General features: G+C 61.3%; 12 protein-coding genes and 1 pseudogene. 6 read left to right on the forward strand and 7 right to left on the reverse strand.

The features are described 5' to 3' along the window. Positions 1-51 precede the first annotated feature (51 nt). Complete coding sequence (locus tag LU682_RS27470; RefSeq protein WP_010951808.1) at positions 52-1017, forward strand: IS110-like element ISPpu10 family transposase; 966 nt, start codon at positions 52-54, stop codon at positions 1015-1017. A 517-nt stretch (positions 1018-1534) separates the two neighbouring features. Here the strand turns inward: LU682_RS27470 and LU682_RS27475 are convergent. Further along, positions 1535-1972 carry a hypothetical protein gene (locus tag LU682_RS27475; protein WP_010955603.1) on the reverse strand — a complete coding sequence of 146 codons (438 nt, stop codon included), beginning with the start codon at positions 1970-1972 and terminating at the stop codon, positions 1535-1537. Between LU682_RS27475 and trmL the strand changes: the two genes are divergently transcribed. Beyond that, entirely contained in the window at positions 1971-2432 is a 462-nt protein-coding gene (gene trmL, locus LU682_RS27480; protein ID WP_003249209.1) for a tRNA (uridine(34)/cytosine(34)/5-carboxymethylaminomethyluridine(34)-2'-O)-methyltransferase TrmL, read from the forward strand. The genes LU682_RS27475 and trmL overlap by 2 nt on opposite strands. A gap of 155 nt (positions 2433-2587) precedes the next feature. On the opposite strand, the gene secB is transcribed toward trmL, so the two are convergent. Genes secB through LU682_RS27495 form a run of 3 tightly spaced genes read right to left on the reverse strand, consistent with a single transcriptional unit; the run spans position 2588 to position 3782 of the window. Further along, positions 2588-3073, reverse strand: a complete 486-nt coding sequence (secB, locus tag LU682_RS27485; protein WP_003249206.1) for a protein-export chaperone SecB — start codon at positions 3071-3073, stop codon at positions 2588-2590. 39 nt (positions 3074-3112) lie between these two features. Further along, positions 3113-3367, reverse strand: a complete 255-nt coding sequence (grxC, locus tag LU682_RS27490) for a glutaredoxin 3 (protein WP_003249204.1) — start codon at positions 3365-3367, stop codon at positions 3113-3115. A gap of 1 nt (position 3368) precedes the next feature. Beyond that, the gene (locus LU682_RS27495) at positions 3369-3782 is read right to left on the reverse strand and encodes a rhodanese-like domain-containing protein (protein WP_010955605.1); all 414 of its coding nucleotides are present in this window, start codon (positions 3780-3782) and stop codon (positions 3369-3371) included. A gap of 207 nt (positions 3783-3989) precedes the next feature. Here LU682_RS27495 and gpmI point away from each other — a divergent pair, with 207 nt between their 5' ends. The 4 genes from gpmI to LU682_RS27515 all read left to right on the forward strand — a co-directional run bounded on the left by gpmI (position 3990) and on the right by LU682_RS27515 (position 9153). After that, positions 3990-5525 carry a 2,3-bisphosphoglycerate-independent phosphoglycerate mutase gene (gene gpmI / locus LU682_RS27500; protein ID WP_010955606.1) on the forward strand — a complete coding sequence of 512 codons (1536 nt, stop codon included), beginning with the start codon at positions 3990-3992 and terminating at the stop codon, positions 5523-5525. A gap of 140 nt (positions 5526-5665) precedes the next feature. Then, entirely contained in the window at positions 5666-6982 is a 1317-nt protein-coding gene (locus tag LU682_RS27505; protein ID WP_010955607.1) for a murein hydrolase activator EnvC family protein, read from the forward strand. 78 nt (positions 6983-7060) lie between these two features. After that, positions 7061-8377 carry a S41 family peptidase gene (locus LU682_RS27510; RefSeq protein WP_004576741.1) on the forward strand — a complete coding sequence of 439 codons (1317 nt, stop codon included), beginning with the start codon at positions 7061-7063 and terminating at the stop codon, positions 8375-8377. Between the two features lie 8 nt (positions 8378-8385). Then, the gene (locus LU682_RS27515) at positions 8386-9153 is read left to right on the forward strand and encodes a divergent polysaccharide deacetylase family protein (RefSeq protein WP_003249191.1); all 768 of its coding nucleotides are present in this window, start codon (positions 8386-8388) and stop codon (positions 9151-9153) included. Between the two features lie 43 nt (positions 9154-9196). Here the strand turns inward: LU682_RS27515 and LU682_RS27520 are convergent, their stop codons facing one another. From LU682_RS27520 to LU682_RS27530, 3 genes and pseudogenes are all read right to left on the reverse strand, one after another. Next, positions 9197-13882: a dermonecrotic toxin domain-containing protein gene (locus tag LU682_RS27520; RefSeq protein WP_049588300.1), complete on the reverse strand. Its 4686-nt coding sequence runs from the start codon at positions 13880-13882 to the stop codon at positions 9197-9199. Between the two features lie 117 nt (positions 13883-13999). Next, positions 14000-14464 carry a hypothetical protein gene (locus LU682_RS27525; RefSeq protein WP_172830944.1) on the reverse strand — a complete coding sequence of 155 codons (465 nt, stop codon included), beginning with the start codon at positions 14462-14464 and terminating at the stop codon, positions 14000-14002. Beyond that, positions 14412-15946: pseudogene (locus LU682_RS27530) on the reverse strand (BCCT family transporter). Before LU682_RS27530 ends, LU682_RS27525 begins: the two are co-directional and overlap by 53 nt. Positions 15947-16341 lie beyond the last annotated feature (395 nt).

Genomic DNA, 16341 nt, shown 5'->3' on the forward strand with positions numbered 1-16341 from the left:
GCGCCAGGGTGTGCCCTTCAAGTCACACTACGCTACAAGGAGCAGCTATTCATGGCAATGTCCGCAATCCCAATCGAAGCTGGCGTGGACACCTCCAAAGATGAACTGGTGATTCAAGCCGCTCCGAATACCAAATCCTTCGCCATCCCTAACACTCCGAAAGCAATCAAAGCCTGGCTCAAGACGCTGCCCAAAGGCTCAGCGCTGGCCATCGAAGCGACCAGTACCTATCACATGGAAATGGCGGAGCAAGCCCATGCTGCGGGCTTCGCGGTATACGTTATCGATGGGCTGAGGCTGAGTAAGTACCGGGAAAGTGTTGCTATACGGGCAAAAACAGATGCCCATGATGCCGCTTTGCTCGCCCGCTTCCTGAGCAACGAGCGGGGCTCTTTGAAGGCTTGGACTCCGCCACCAGCCGGGCATCGTGAGATCCAGGTGCTGCTGCGCCGCCGCGCCAAACTTGTAGCAGTGCGCGGCATGCTGCGGATGAGCTTGTCGGGCGACAAATTGTTTGCCTCAGAACTCAAACGTGTTGAGGAAGTGCTCGAACGCATAGAGCTTTCGCTGGAAAAACAGCTGCGTGCGGTGATCAAGAAGGCGGGGCTTTCCGATCAGATGCGCCGTGTTCAGAGGCTTCCGGGTGTTGGTTTCTTAACGGCTGCCGGCCTGGTGATGTCCTTCATGCGCGGCGAGTTCAAGAACAGCGACGCCTTTGTCGCTTATCTAGGCATGGATGTAACGGTTTCCCAATCCGGTAAATGGGCAGGCAGAGGGAAGTTGAGCAAGCGCGGAGACTCGGAGGTCCGTAGACTCCTGTACAACGCCTCGATGAGCGGCAGTCGAACCGCGACCTGGAAGCAGTATTACGCCCATCACCAAGCCCGGGGGAAGAAAACCACTCAAGCCTTGGTGATCCTTGCACGTCGCTTGGCTCGGCTGGCCTTCGGCCTGATGAGGCATCAGGCCGACTGGAAGCCCGAGATATATACCGGAGGTGCCAAGCCGGCCAGCTGAGGCTGGGGCTGCAACGCAGCCCGCCCAAACTGACGGGCAGTATCCAATGCTGGGGAGAAATTCTCTGGCACGCTGACTCGTACCTCGAGGTTGCTGAGAGAGGCCGATGGCGTTTTTACTGAAAATTTGCCTCCGGCCATAGAATCTCCTACCCCAATCCTGTGGGAGCGGCCTTGTGTCGCGATGGGGCGCAAAGCGGCCCCAGCCATTTCAGTCGTCTGAATGCACCGTTCCTGTGCCCGCTGCACCTCTGGAAGGCACAAATCCCCTCAAAATCCGGCCAAATCACCCGCAAAGCCCAGTATTCACGGCTTTTGCAAAACTGGCACGCCCCCTGCAATAAGCAATACATCTTCAGTTTCGGGGGCCCTGGTACAGGCAGGCCGGGTGAACCCCTCTTTTATTTGCAGCACCGCCGCTTTTGGGGACCTCGGTACAGGCAGGCCGGGTATCCCCCCTTTATACGCAGTACCCCTTTTGGGGACCCTGGTACAGGCAGGCCGGGATATCCCCTCTTTTATTCGTGCAGTTTCACTTGCACCCGCCAGCGCCCAGCGTCCTCTGCACCGGCCCATTCGCCGTGCAGGGGGCGCGCGGCCACCACCGTCAGCAACAAACCTTCCTTGCTGTGCTGTACCCGCCAGCTCACCGGCTTGCCCTGCAGGCTGAGCTGCCCTTGCTGAGCCTTGCCCTGGGCCTGAAACAGCAACGCCACCGTCCCTTCCACGTTCTCGCCATGCAGCTTGGGCTCTTCGTTGAACCACAGCTCCAGGCCATCCTGCATCACTTGCACCTGCTGCAGTTCACGCTCGTCCGGCGTAGTCAGGCGACCGATCATCAGCCCTACCATCAAGCCGACGATCGCCAACGACAGCATCACCCGTGGGAAGGCCTTCGAACGCACGTCCGGTTCAGGGGTAGAATGCCCGTCATCTTCACGTTTGGAGCCGTGCATGTTTCACGTCATCCTTTTTCAACCAGAAATTCCGCCGAATACCGGCAACATCATTCGTCTATGCGCCAACAGCGGCTGCGCCCTGCACCTGATCGAACCCATCAGCTTCGAACTGGATGACAAGCGCCTGCGCCGCGCAGGGCTGGACTACCACGAGTATGCCACGCTCAAGCGCCACGAGAGCTTGGCCGGATGCCTGGAAAGCCTTGGCAACCCACGGTTGTTCGCCTTTACCACCAAGGGCTCGCACCCGTTCCACGAAGTGGCCTTCCAGCCGGGCGACGCCTTCCTGTTCGGGCCAGAGAGCCGCGGGTTGCCGGCCGAGGTGCTGGACAGCCTGCCGGCCGAGCATCGCCTGCGCCTGCCGATGCGGCCGGGGTGCCGTAGCCTGAACCTGTCCAATACGGTGGCGGTGACGGTGTATGAGGCGTGGCGGCAGAACGGGTTTGCCGGGAGCTGATGTGTTGCCTGTGCGGGCCTCTTCGCGGGTAAACCCGCTCCTACGCAGGCCGAGGGAACGGCGCAATCCCCTGTAGGAGCGGGTTTACCCGCGAAGAGGCCCGCGCCGGCAACAAAAAAGCGCCCCGAGAGGCGCTTTCTTGAAACCGGCAGTAATTACTGCACAGTAGGCGCTTCACCCGCTTCCTGCATACGCTGCATTTCTTGCGCGTACAGGGCGTCGAAGTTGACCGGCGACAGCATCAGCGCCGGGAACGAACCGCGGGTCACCAGGCTGTCCAGGGCCTCACGGGCATAAGGGAACAGGATGTTCGGGCAGAACGCACCCAGGGTGTGGCTCATCGAAGGCGCATCGAGGTTGGCGATCAGGAAGATACCGGCCTGCTGCACTTCAGCAATGAAGGCCACTTCGTCACCGTTCTTGACGGTAACCGACAGGGTCAGCACGACCTCGTGGAAGTCACCTTCCAGGGATTTCTGCTTGGTGTTCAGGTCCAGGGCAACGCTCGGTTCCCAGGTCTGACGGAAGATCTGCGGGCTTTTCGGGGCCTCGAACGACAGGTCACGCACATAGATGCGTTGCAGGGAGAACTGAGGGCTGTTGTCTTCTGCAGCAGCGCCGTTGGTCTGTTGGTCAGTCATGTCAGATCCTTATCCTAATGTTTTTGAATGCAGTGCAAATCAGGCCGCCAGCAACGCGTCGAGCTTGCCCGCGCGCTCCAGGGCATAGAGGTCATCGCATCCACCGACATGGGTGCTGCCGATCCAGATCTGCGGCACCGACGTGCGGCCGGCTTTCTGACTCATCTCGGCGCGAACCTGCGGCTTGCCGTCGACCTTGATTTCCTCGAAGGCCACGCCCTTGCTCTCGAGCAGGTACTTGGCGCGCATGCAGTAGGGGCAGTAGTCGCTGGAGTAGACGATGACAGGCTTCATATCACTTCACCAGGGGCAGGTTATCGGCTTTCCAGCTGGAAACGCCACCGCTCAGTTTGGCGGCGTTGTAACCAGCTTTGAGCAGCTCGCGGCAAATGGTGCCGGACTGCTGGCCCATCGCGTCGACGACGATCAAGGTCTTTTCTTTATGCTTGCCCAGCTCGGTCATGCGGTTGGCCAGCTTGTCCTGCGGGATGTTCACCGCGCCGACGATATGACCGGCGGAGTATTCCTTGGCCGGGCGAATGTCGATCACCAGGGCCTTCTCGGCATTGACCAGGGCTGTCAGTTGGCCGTTGGTCAGGCTTTGGCCACCACGACGGATTTCATTGATGAGCAGCAGGACCAGCAGAATGAGGAAGATCGCAACCAGGATGTAGTGATCTGTCGCGAATTGAATCAGGTGAGCAACCATCAGCGGTGTTCCAGGCGATTGAAAATGCCGGCCAGTATACACAGCCCCTTGGTGCCACCAAAGCCCGACGGGCCGGCCACAAAACCACCTTCATGTTGCCACCACAGGTGCGCCGGTCGGTGGAATGGGACGAATATTCGCCGCAGGTGGCGTATTTGCCCTAAAATGCGTGTCTTTATCATCTTTGAACAACCGTGAGTTTGATTGATGACGAGCACGCCCAAACCCCTGGTCCTGATTATCCTGGATGGCTTCGGCCATAGCGATATCCCCGAACACAACGCCATCTTTGCCGCCAATAAACCGGTCTATGACCGCCTGTGCGCCACCCAGCCGCATGGCCTCATTTCCGGCTCGGGCATGGATGTCGGCCTGCCGGACGGGCAGATGGGCAACTCCGAAGTCGGTCATATGAACCTCGGCGCAGGTCGCGTCGTGTATCAGGACTTCACGCGGGTGACCAAGGCCATCCGCGACGGCGAGTTCTTCGAAAACCCGGTACTGACCGGTGCTGTGGACAAGGCAGTCGGTGCTGGCAAGGCCGTGCACATCCTCGGACTGCTGTCCGATGGTGGTGTACACAGCCACCAGGACCACTTGGTGGCCATGGCCGAACTGGCCGCCCAGCGTGGCGCTGAAAAGATCTACCTGCACGCCTTCCTCGATGGCCGCGACACCCCGCCACGCAGCGCGCAGTCGTCCATCGAACTGCTCGACGCCACCTTCGCCAAACTGGGCAAGGGCCGTATCGCCAGCCTGATCGGCCGCTACTACGCCATGGACCGCGATAACCGCTGGGACCGCGTCAGCGCTGCCTACAACCTCATCGTCGACAGCGCTGCCGAGTACACCGCTGACACAGCCCTGGCAGGCCTTGAAGCAGCCTACGCCCGCGACGAAAGCGACGAATTCGTCAAGGCCACGCGCATTGGCGAAGCCGTCAAGGTCGAAGATGGCGATGCCGTGATTTTCATGAACTTCCGCGCCGACCGTGCTCGCGAGCTGTCGCGTGCATTCGTAGAGCCAGACTTCACGGAATTCGCCCGTGCGCGCCTGCCGAAGATGGCGGCGTACATCGGCCTGACCCAGTATTCGGCGAAGATCCCGGCACCAGCAGCCTTCGCTCCGTCCAGCCTGAACAACGTGCTGGGCGAATACCTTGCAAAAAACGGCAAGACCCAGCTGCGCATCGCCGAAACCGAGAAATACGCCCACGTCACCTTCTTCTTCTCGGGTGGCCGCGAAGAGCCGTTCGAAGGCGAAGAACGCATCCTGATCCCGTCGCCGAAGGTCGCCACCTATGACCTGCAACCGGAAATGAGCGCACCAGAGGTGACCGATCGCATCGTCGAAGCCATCGAACAGCAGCGCTTCGACGTCATCGTGGTCAACTACGCCAACGGCGACATGGTCGGCCACACCGGCGTGTTCGAGGCAGCGGTCAAGGCCGTCGAAGCACTGGATACCTGTGTAGGGCGCATTGTCGACGCACTGGACAAGGTCGGCGGCGAAGCGCTGATCACCGCTGACCACGGCAACGTCGAGCAGATGGAAGACGAGTGCACCGGCCAGGCGCACACCGCGCACACGACCGAGCCGGTACCGTTCATCTACGTGGGCAAGCGCAACGTGAAAGTGCGCGAGGGCGGCGTGCTGGCCGACGTGGCGCCAACCATGCTGAAGCTGCTGGGGCTGGAAAAGCCGGTGGAAATGACCGGTACCTCGATTCTGGTCGACGCCTGAATGTCGAAAGGGGCTGCGTTGCAGCCCCAATTGCACATGAATTCCAGACAAACGCCCCCCTGCATCCGCAGCGAGGCGTTTTTTTTGCCTGCCCAGGCGGGCATACTAGGCCAGTCTCCATCCTTGGTACGCCAAACCCCATGCTTCGCGCCCTGATCCTCCTAGCCCTGTCTTGCCTGCTCAGCCCGGCCTTCGCCGATGAGCGTGCGCAGACCCAGCAGCAACTGGATGCCACCCGCCAGGACATTGCCGAGCTCAAGAAAACGCTGAGCAAGCTCCAGGAAGAAAAGGCCGGTGTGCAAAAAGACCTCAAAGCCACCGAAACCGACATCGGCAACCTCGAAAAGCAGGTGGAGGCCCTGCAGCAAGAACTAAAAAAGACTGAAGGCGAGCTGGAGCGCCTTGATACCGAGAAAAAAAAACTCCAGAGCGCCCGCGTTGAACAACAACGACTGATCGCCATTCAGGCCCGTTCGGCCTACCAGAACAATGGTCGCGAGGAATACCTCAAGCTGCTGCTCAACCAGCAGAACCCCGAGAAATTCGCCCGCACCCTCACCTATTACGACTACCTGAGCAAGGCGCGCCTGGAGCAATTGCGCACCTTCAACGAGACCTTGCGCCAACTGGCCAACGTCGAACAGGAAATTTCCAGCCAGCAACAACAACAGCTGGCCCAGCGCACCGACCTCGACAGCCGCCGCCAGGCCCTGGAAACCGAGCGCGCCAAGCGCCAGCAGGTACTGGCAAAGCTCAACAGCGATGTGAAGGACCGCGATCAGAAGCTGCAAGCGCGCGAACAGGACCAGGCCGACCTGGCCAAGGTCTTGAAGACCATCGAGGAAACCCTCGCCCGCCAGGCCCGTGAAGCTGAAGAGGCACGCAAGAAGGCCCTGCTGGCGCAGCAGGAAGCGGAAAAACGCCGCCAGCAGGAAGCGCTGGCCGCCGCCGCTGCCCGCGACCGGGCCCGTGAGCCTGCAGAGCCAGTGGAACCGCCGAAAAAGGCCCGTACCACCCTCGGGCCGATGGTTTCCAGCGATGGCGCCAACTACGGCGGCGCATTTTCTGCTGCGCGGGGCAAACTTCCATGGCCAGTCAATGGTCGATTGCTGGCACGTTTCGGTGATGCCCGCGGTAGCGACGCCCGTGCCAAGTGGGACGGGGTTATGATCAGCGCCAACCCAGGCACCCAGGTACGTGCCGTGCACGGCGGGCGTGTGGTATTCGCGGACTGGTTGCGCGGTGCCGGGCTTCTGGTCATTCTCGACCATGGCAACGGTTACCTGAGCCTGTACGGCCACAACCAGAGCCTGCTCAAGAATGCCGGTGATATCGTCAAGGCCGGTGAAGCCATTTCCACCGTTGGCGACAGCGGTGGTCAGGACGCGGCAGGCTTGTATTTCGCTATCCGCCAGCAGGGCCGGCCTACCGACCCTTCGCAGTGGTGCCGGGGCTAGTCAAATTTCTACGGCGCAGCCTGAGTGCTGCGCCGATGCTCCCCAGGGAGCGCTTACAGGATCAGGAGTTCGTTCGACATGCTGCACTCGCCTCGTCTCACCCAGCTGGCCCTGTCCATCGCCCTGGCGGTCGGCGCGCCCCTGGCCACCGCCGCAGAGCCGGCCAAGGCCGCTGCAGTGCCAGCCACCGAGGTGACCGCCAAGGCGCCACTGCCGCTGGAAGAACTGCGCACCTTCGCCGAGGTCCTGGACCGCATCAAAGCTGCCTACGTCGAACCGGTAGACGACAAGACCCTGCTGGAAAACGCCATCAAGGGCATGCTTAGCAACCTTGACCCGCATTCGGCCTACCTCGGCCCCGAGGACTTCCAGGAGCTGCAGGAAAGCACCAGCGGCGAGTTCGGCGGGCTGGGCATTGAAGTAGGCCAGGAAGACGGCTTCATCAAGGTAGTTTCGCCAATCGACGACACCCCAGCCTCGCGTGCCGGCGTGCAGGCTGGTGACCTGATCGTCAAGATCAACGGCGCCCCGACCCGCGGCCAGACCATGACCGAAGCCGTCGACAAGATGCGCGGCAAGGTCGGCGAGAAAATCACCCTGACCTTGGTGCGCGACGGCGGCAACCCGTTCGACGTGAACCTGACCCGTGCAGTCATTCAGGTCAAGAGCGTGAAGAGCCAGCTACTGGAGAACGACTACGGCTACATCCGTATCACCCAGTTCCAGGTCAAGACCGGTGACGAAGTGGGCAAGGCCCTGGCCAAGCTGCGCAAGGACAACGGCAAGAAGCTGCGCGGGGTGGTGCTGGACCTGCGCAACAACCCAGGCGGCGTGCTGCAATCGGCAGTGGAAGTGGCCGACCACTTCCTGACCAAAGGTCTGATCGTCTACACCAAAGGCCGCATCGCCAACTCCGAGCTGCGTTTCTCGGCCGACCCGGCCGATGCCAGCGCGGGCGTGCCGCTGGTGGTACTGATCAACGGTGGCAGTGCATCGGCATCGGAAATTGTCGCCGGCGCCCTGCAGGACCAGAAGCGTGCCGTGCTGATGGGCACCGACAGCTTCGGCAAAGGCTCGGTGCAGACCGTGCTGCCACTGGCCAACGACCGCGCCCTGAAGCTCACCACTGCGCTGTACTACACCCCCAATGGCCGCTCGATCCAGGCCCAGGGCATCGTCCCGGACATCGAGGTGCGCCCGGCCAAGCTCACCGCCGAAGCCGACACCGAAAACTTCAAGGAAGCCGACCTGCAGGGCCACCTGGGCAACGGCAACGGCGGCGCCGACCGCCCGACCGGCAGCAGCAAGCGCAAGGAACGCCCGCAGGATGACGACTTCCAGCTGAGCCAGGCACTGAGCCTGCTCAAGGGCCTGAACATCACCAAGGGCGACTGAGCCACCCTATGCGTTATCTGCTGTGTCTGTTGTTTTGCCTGATGGCCGGAATCGCGCAAGCGGCACCGGCCAACAAGGCCTACATGAGCATCATCATCGACGACCTGGGCCAGAGCCCAGAGCGCGACAGCCGTACCCTGGCCCTGCCTGGGCCGGTGACCATGGCGATCATGCCCGACACCCCGCATGCCACCGACTTTGCACGCCAGGCGCACAAGGCCGGCAAGACGGTGATCCTGCACATGCCCATGGACCCGGCCACCGGGCCCTATGCCTGGCACCCGGGCATCGCCATCGAAGAGCTGGCGCGGCGCCTGGACGCAGCATTGGTCAAGGTGCCCTACGCCGCCGGCATCAACAACCACATGGGTAGCCGCATGACCGCACAGCGTGAACCCATGGCGTGGTTGATGGGCGAGCTGCAGCGGCGCCATCTGTTCTTTGTCGACAGCCGCACCAGTGCCGCCACGGTTGCCGCGGCCGAGGCTCAAGCACACGATGTCGCGCATGTATCACGGGATGTATTTCTGGATGACGTGCGCACGCCGGAAGCCATCGACGCTCAGCTGCAACAGGGTATTGCACTGGCCCGCAAGCAAGGCTCGGCCGTGTTGATCGGCCACCCCTACCCGCAGACGCTAGCGGTGCTGGAAAGTCAGATTCCACGGCTCAAGCAATTGGGGATCGAACTGGTCACGCTGCAACAGATGATCGCCACACGTGGCAACCAGGCCATGCCTGCACACGGTAAGCATGGCCGTTACAGCAATCGCTAGCATTTGCTGATCGCGGGCAGCCGCTGGGCCACCCGGGCAAAGTTCAGAGGTTGAACGGAATGACATCCCTGGCCTGTGCGTAGGTCAGGTTACCCCGATAAATGCTCAGTACCTGCCCCTCGCTCGCCGCCTTCATTTGCTCGCGATACCCCATTTTGCGCTGGCTCCACAGCTTGAGATGGCCTTTGCCAAACGCCGTCGGCGCCGCCTGCGAGTCGGCAAAATGGAAATGCGCGGCCCACAAGGGTTTACCTCGACCCTCACCGGGAGCACGCAACAGGCTGATCCGGTACTCGTCCAGATAGCCATCGGAAACCACCTGCCGAGGCCCGACATATTCCACGGCGAGCAAACCCTGCTGATGGAGAAAATTCAGCCCTCTGGCACCTGGATAGCGCGTCTTGCTGTAAAGCGCTACCAAACAGTCGCGGCGGGCCTGACGCAACTGAATCAGCGCATCGTCCATGCCCGCCAGCAGCGCGTGCTCTGCGTTGGCATCGCTGAGCTGTTCACGCAACTCGGACACTTCGTTGATCTGGCCGTCCAGCATCGACATCAGGCCCATATCGTCAGCATCCTTGGCAACCAGGGCTCTGGCTTGAGCGATGACATTTTCGTTCTGTGCCAGCATGGCCTCGGCCAGCTCCCGGTTGTTCCTTTCGGACTCCGGCGTAGAAGTCCGCGACTGCTGTTCCGGTTCGCCCGCGGCTACCTCTTCAACCCAGGTGTTTCCCTGCTTCTGGAAGCGATGCAGCGCACTCTTGTTGAAAGCCGCTACAACTTGCAGCACAGCCTGCCCGTCGACCACCGATTCGCTGCCAATGACTATCTGACCAGCCCGCGTATGGGCCACCTGCAGGCTCTTTCGTGAATAGACCGCACGACGTGAGCCACGGACCTGCCCGTCCGCCTGCTCGCGCATGGCCTCGACCAACGCCTCACCGGCTATGGTTTTCAGTTCCACCATCTGTTGCTTGTAGGCCTCAAGGCGCTGGACATCGATGAGCTTGCTGCCGAGTGTCTTGATCCGTTCGGCGTTGAGAATCGCCGCGAGGTATTCGTCCCACGCACTTTGCAGCACCTCGATTCGTTCGGCGACAGGCAAGTCACAGAACATCAGCAGATGATGCGTTTGTGCGGCCACCCGCAGACGCTGACTGGCGAGCGCATGGCGGAAGATCATGTAGTGCTGGGTAGGCGTGCCTTTGTGCCACTGCAGGGCCAGCTCGACCAGGCCCATGGCCTGGAAAAACCGGATGTTGATCGTGGTCGTCTTACGGCTCGCGATAATGCTCGAGACGGTCAGAGTGGTATTGACGTAAGGCACTTGCATGTCGATGTCGGTGATGGCCAACAGGCGATCCAGCTGGCTGGAGACATTGATGATCCTGGGCTGCTCTTCAAGCAACTTTTCCAACATCGTCCGGAACCTGGCATACAACTCGGCCTGTTTCTCTGGCGGTGCGACATTGAGCGCATTGGTGAGTTGGTCATATTCCCTGAACCCACCCAAGGCCAGCAGCTCATCAATGAAGAACATGCCAAAGCTGATCAGGTTCTTGCGGACCTGGCCCAAGAGTATCCGTTGATCTCTCACGCTGCCGACGTGCGTCGAGGCGCTCGACTTGTCAAGCACGTAGGTAATGTTGCGTTCGGCCTCGAGATAATCAAGAAACAATCTTTCGTTCAAGGGCAGGCGCTGGTTGCGCAACTTACTCGTCTGCTCTTGCAACTGCTGGAACTTGAGCTTGAACAACTCGGTAGCCTGCTCGAATTGCGCACGTTCTCCCGGCTCGGTGGGTGGCGCCTTTTGCAACCGTTCCTCGACTTTTTTTACCGGATCACGCAAACCGACAATCTGCTCGCTCAACGCGTTGAAATCCTTCGTGGCAGCCTCTGCGGCCAGGATAAGCCGCTCTATCTCGGCCTGAGCCTTGGCGATCGGCCCGTCAAGCTTCTTGCGCAATCGCTCGCGGGCCAACTCGCCGGAGCGATCATTGCCACCGTGCAAGCGCGAATTATTGAGGTGCCAGACATTGCCGTCGCGCATCAGGTATGGCCCAACCGTGCCGTCCGGACCAATGATGCGAAACGCTGCGTTATCAAGGCTGACTCGGTAGACATCACCGTCCAGAGACACATAGAAATAATCCCCGATCCGTACCAGCCCCGCGGCCACACCCTGCGTCTGCGGGGCGCGCCCTTCCAGCGAAACACTGGCCGCCAACGCCCGCATCTGGCCTCGCTGGGCACTTGACAGGCCATTGAGCCCCCCAGCCCCACGCCAGGAAAAGTCGAGGTGGGTGTTGGCCATCGCCTGCAGGCTGTCGACCGAGACGCTGGGCTCCCGCGTCGCGGTGGAAAGGTTCGCCAGCTCGATCCCATCGCCTGCAGCTGGCCCCTGGAGCAGCGATGGCGGCAGGTCGCCAGAGACGGGCGGGGCTGCCAGTTTCGGCGTCTGCAGGTGTATCAGCGCCAGCAAGGTGTTGTTCAGCACATCGACCATCGCCTGGATGCGCTCGTCGAGATGCGAGCTGGCCAGTCCTTGCACATCGTTGATCAAGCTGCGCATGCCGATGTAGAGCCAGGCAACCGAGGTGAGCGGCCCTGGTAACACTGGAAACACAACATTCAACAGTTCCCAGGAAAATGCCGTGACCAGCCGCCAGCGCACCTCGCTGTTGCTCATGGCGCTGCGATCCGCCAGCTCCAGCAACATCCGGCCCTTGGCTTCGAACATCTGCCGATCCACGTCCCGCGCCCAGAATTGCAGCGCCAACTGAACAGGCTGCGGTTTCTCCGGGAGGGTGTAAGGGTCGAGCAGCCATTGGGGCAGGTGCGGCTCCCGGAAACCACCATTGTCGTAGACCGCGCGCTGAGCTTGCTCGATCCACAGCAGCACGTTGTCCTGCAAAGCCCCCGGGCGGCTGATCGCATCCAACAGTGCCTGAGCGCTGTCGTACTGAATTAGCGCCTTTTCGGTGTACAGCGGGCAGTACAACAGATGAACACCCAACTCGATGAGTTCGATCACGTAGAAACCATGCGCGACGTCGACCCTCTCTGATGTCGGCGAGCGTTTGAACGCAAGCGGTGCAATCCGCACAGCGGCAGCCCCTTGCGCGCCGCTACGGCAGAATTCTGCCAGGGCGCCGTAGGCGAACTTGTCGAGCCGTTTGACGGCACGCGCCCGCGCAGCATCGAACATCAGGGTGATACGCCAGCGTATGGCAAATGCCGAGATATGTTCGGCGCGGCTCGCCGAGCGATCGAGCATCGACTGAACATGCCGTGGATAGCTGCCGCCGATATCGACTCGCTGCACCAGCTCACGGACGTAATCAATGGTCATCCACTTCATGATCAGCTGGTTTTCCCGGTGCGCGATGTGTGTCACCACTCCTCCTGCGGTGGCATCCAGGCGGCCGATCGCCAGCTGCGTCAGGGTCAACGTCTTTTCACCGCTCTTCTGGCCGAAGCCCAGCCCGTGACCGTCACTGACAAAGGTCTCGACCGTGAGGAGAATGTCATCAGGAAAATAATTGGCGTCTACCGGGTGGTCATGCAGCATCGCTTCGCGCAGGCGCGTTGCCGCATAGGTGTGCAAATCCGGCAGACCGTCCTGAATGCCCTGCGCTGGGCTGTGCTGTTGCAGTAGCGACAAGTCGAGCATGGCTTGGAGGTAAGCGGTCTGGCTATCCGTATCGGCTCGCGACAGGCCCTTGGGAAGCGCCAGGCCCAGCCCACCAGTGCCATGGTCACTGAACTCGGCGAAAAATGATGCGGGGTCGCAGGCCAAGTGGCAGTAGTGCTCCAGTTGGTCGACGCTGTCGATCGCACTCCAGCGCAGGCGGGCCACGCGCTCGAGCAAGATTTCCAGCAGCGAGGCGCTGTACAGGGCGAAAGCGTCGCCCTCCACAGTCAGGCCCTGCCAGCTCAACTCATCAAACCGGTAACGTCCAGCCATCTGTATTTGCAACGCCGCGCCGAATGCTGCCTGGGCGTCGAAACTGCGGACCAGGCCTTCGGGAGAACACCAGAGTGTCAGTTCGCGAACCTCACTGGAGGCGGTAATCAGCAAGCCGGGCAACAGCTCATGGAACGTGTCTTCGCCCTCACGTAAGGCTACCCGCACCAGTTGCACATCGAGCCCGGTGCGGTTGCCCATCATCAGGTCACGCAGCAGCTTGCGTTGTTCGTCATCCAGCGCTTCATCCTTCAGGCCATCGAGCAGGTTGGCGCGCAACAACTGCTGCAACCACAGGTCCCGGTCGATCGTGCCGTCGCCGTTCCAATAGTCGATCTGCGCTTGCTGGAAGTGCCAAAGCAGCATTGGCAGCAACGCGTTCAGGCCATCGGTCAGGCGCGCGGGCTCGATCAAATCGCCCTCAGCCGTTTCGAAGCTCGACTCGATGGCGAAAAAGCGCCGGGGCGGGTTCAGGCTAAGGCGGTAGTCGCCCGCCGGGGCGAGGTCCAGTGGTTTAGCCGCAAGCAGGGCCTGCAGCACAACATCCACCAGCGGCTGAGGGCGCCAGACACCATCCGGCTGCAGGGACATCAGGTACAGCGGTGCAGCCGAGGTCATTTCAGGGCGATGCACGCCAACCAGAGGATAGTGCTCCAGGATCACCTTCATGACCTGTTCGCCTACGACCTGACGGAGCGTGGGACGGCTGGCGAACTGGGCGGCGACTGCGTGATTGAGGTTGTGCGCGTGAGTGGCGGGCATGACCAGGACTCGTTGTGGAATGAACCACAAAGCGTCCTGGAAATGGTATCGAAACAGGTGCTACATATTGCTGCTGGCAAGCCGCGACACCTGGCAGTGCGGCGGCCTGCCGGGAAGTCAGCTATAGACGCGGCCAAGCACCTGGCGATGGCTCTCGAACTGATCGAGCACATCACGCACGATCTGGTCTGGGGCAAAGCCCATCAGGTCGTACTCCTGACTGCCGTCATGCAGGTAGACCTCGGCGCGGTAGAAGCGCTGGCGCAGTTCAGGCTCACCCTCGACCGGCGCCTCGCTCGGCGCGGCCATATAGCCGTCAAGGCTCACTTCGTAGACGAACGGGTTGCCCTCTTCCATCATCACCCGCAAGCCCATCAGGTTGCGCGACTGGCCAACGCGGGTTTCCACCTCGAAGCCCTGCGTCTGCAGCTGTGCAGCGGCTTCTTTCAACGCCGGGCTGACCTGCTTGTCCATGAAGCGCTGCACCACGGCCTGGGTCGGCTGCAGTTCCAGCTGGGTCAGGCGCTCGCTAAAGCCGCGACGGCCACGGGCGGCCAGTTCGGCGCGCTCCTGCTCGATCACCACGTCCTGCTTCATGGCCTTGTACAGGCCGAACATGAACAGCACCAGCACCACCGAGAACGGCAGGCCCGCCAGCACGACCATGGTCTGCATGGCTTCGAAGTTACCGGCAAACAGCAGGCCGATGGTCACCAGGGTGATCACCACGGACCAGAACACCACCATCCAGTGCGGGGCATCTTCGTCGACCTTGCCGCCTGTGCACGACAGGTTGGCCATCATCACCGCGCCGGAGTCGGCCGGCGTGAGGAACAGCACGAACCCGACGAACACTGCCACACCAATGACGATCTTGGCTGCCGGGAAGTGTTCCAGCAGCTGGTAGATCGACATCGATGGCTGTTCCAGCGCAGTCTTGCCCAGCTCCACGGCGCCCTGGTTGATCACCAGGTCCAGTGCGGTGTTGCCGAAGATCGACAGCCAGGCCAGGGTGAAGCCCAGCGGGATCAGCAGCACACCCATCACCAGTTGGCGCACGGTGCGGCCCTTGGAAATACGGGCAATGAACATGCCGACGAACGGGCCCCAGGAGATCCACCAGGCCCAGTAGAACACGGTCCACAGGCCCAGCCAGCGCTCCGACTTGCCGGCTTCGCCTTCATACACATAGAGGTCGAAGGTTTTCAGCACGATGCCGTTCAGGTAGTCGCCAACGTTCTGCACGAAGCCGTTGAGCAGGTGCAGGGTTTCGCCGCCCAGCAGCACGAAGATCAACAGGCCACTGAACAGCATGATGTTCAGGTTGGACAGGCGGCGGATGCCGTTCTCCACGCCCGATACCGCTGCCACGGTAGCCACGCCGGCCATGACCAGGATCACCACCAGCAGGTTGGTCTTGCTGTGGTCCATGCCGAACAGGTATTCCAGGCCGGACGATACTTGCATCGCGCCGATGCCCAGGTTGGTCACCAGGCCCAGCAGGGTGACGAACATGCCGAAGATATCGACGGCGTTGCCGGCAGCGCCCTTGACCCAACGCTCGCCCACCAGCGGGTACAGCGCCGAGCGCAGTGCCAGCGGCTGGTTGTGGCGGTAGGCAAAGTAACCCACGGCCAGGCCGACCAGGGCATAGATCGCCCAGCCGTGCAGGCCCCAGTGCAGGAAGGTCAGCTGCAGGCCCTGGCGCGCGGCCTCGAGGCTGGCAGGAGTGCCTTCCGGTGGGTTGAAGTAGTGGTCCAGGGGCTCGGAGGCGCCGAAGTACAGCAGCGAAATACCGATACCGGACGAGAACAGCATGCCGGCCCAGGCGCCGTAGCTGAAGTCAGGCTGGTCGTCCTTGCCACCCAGCTTGAGGCTGCCGTAGTCGGAGAAAGCCAGGTAGACGACGAACAGCAGGTATCCGCAGATGACCAGCATGTAGTACCAGCCAAAGGTGCGCGTCAGCCACTTCTGGGCCACGCCCAGCACCTGGCCGGCGGTTTCGGGTACAGCGATCAGCAAGGCAGTCAGAACAAGGATCATCAGCGCGGAGGTGAAAAACACCACGCGGTTGACCCGTACCCTCTCGGCGGGGGGCTTGGTAAGTGAGGCAGAACTCATTGCACGAATGCTCCGGGCAGTGCAGCTGTGGAGGCTAATCAGTCTTTCCCGAGCAATTGGTGGAATATCCCCACTGCATCAGGTGTTATAAAAGAACCCTGGAAACCGTGATCCCGAATCGATACGTTGCCAAAAACAGACAGGTGGCCTGCTGAAAATGCCACGCCTCAACGGAGGTGCGCGCATTCGTCACAGGTCACCCCGCCCGCTCCAAGGGCCTGTCGCAGGGCCAATGGCCGTACGGCAGAATCTGCATTTCGCATCGCTCATGCCCGTCAACACCTTGTATTCCGGGGGTTACGCGATTTCCTGGGGTGTCAATCCGTGCCTTCTCGACC

The organism is Pseudomonas alloputida, from assembly GCF_021283545.2.
In the GTDB taxonomy this organism is placed as follows: domain Bacteria; phylum Pseudomonadota; class Gammaproteobacteria; order Pseudomonadales; family Pseudomonadaceae; genus Aquipseudomonas; species Aquipseudomonas alloputida.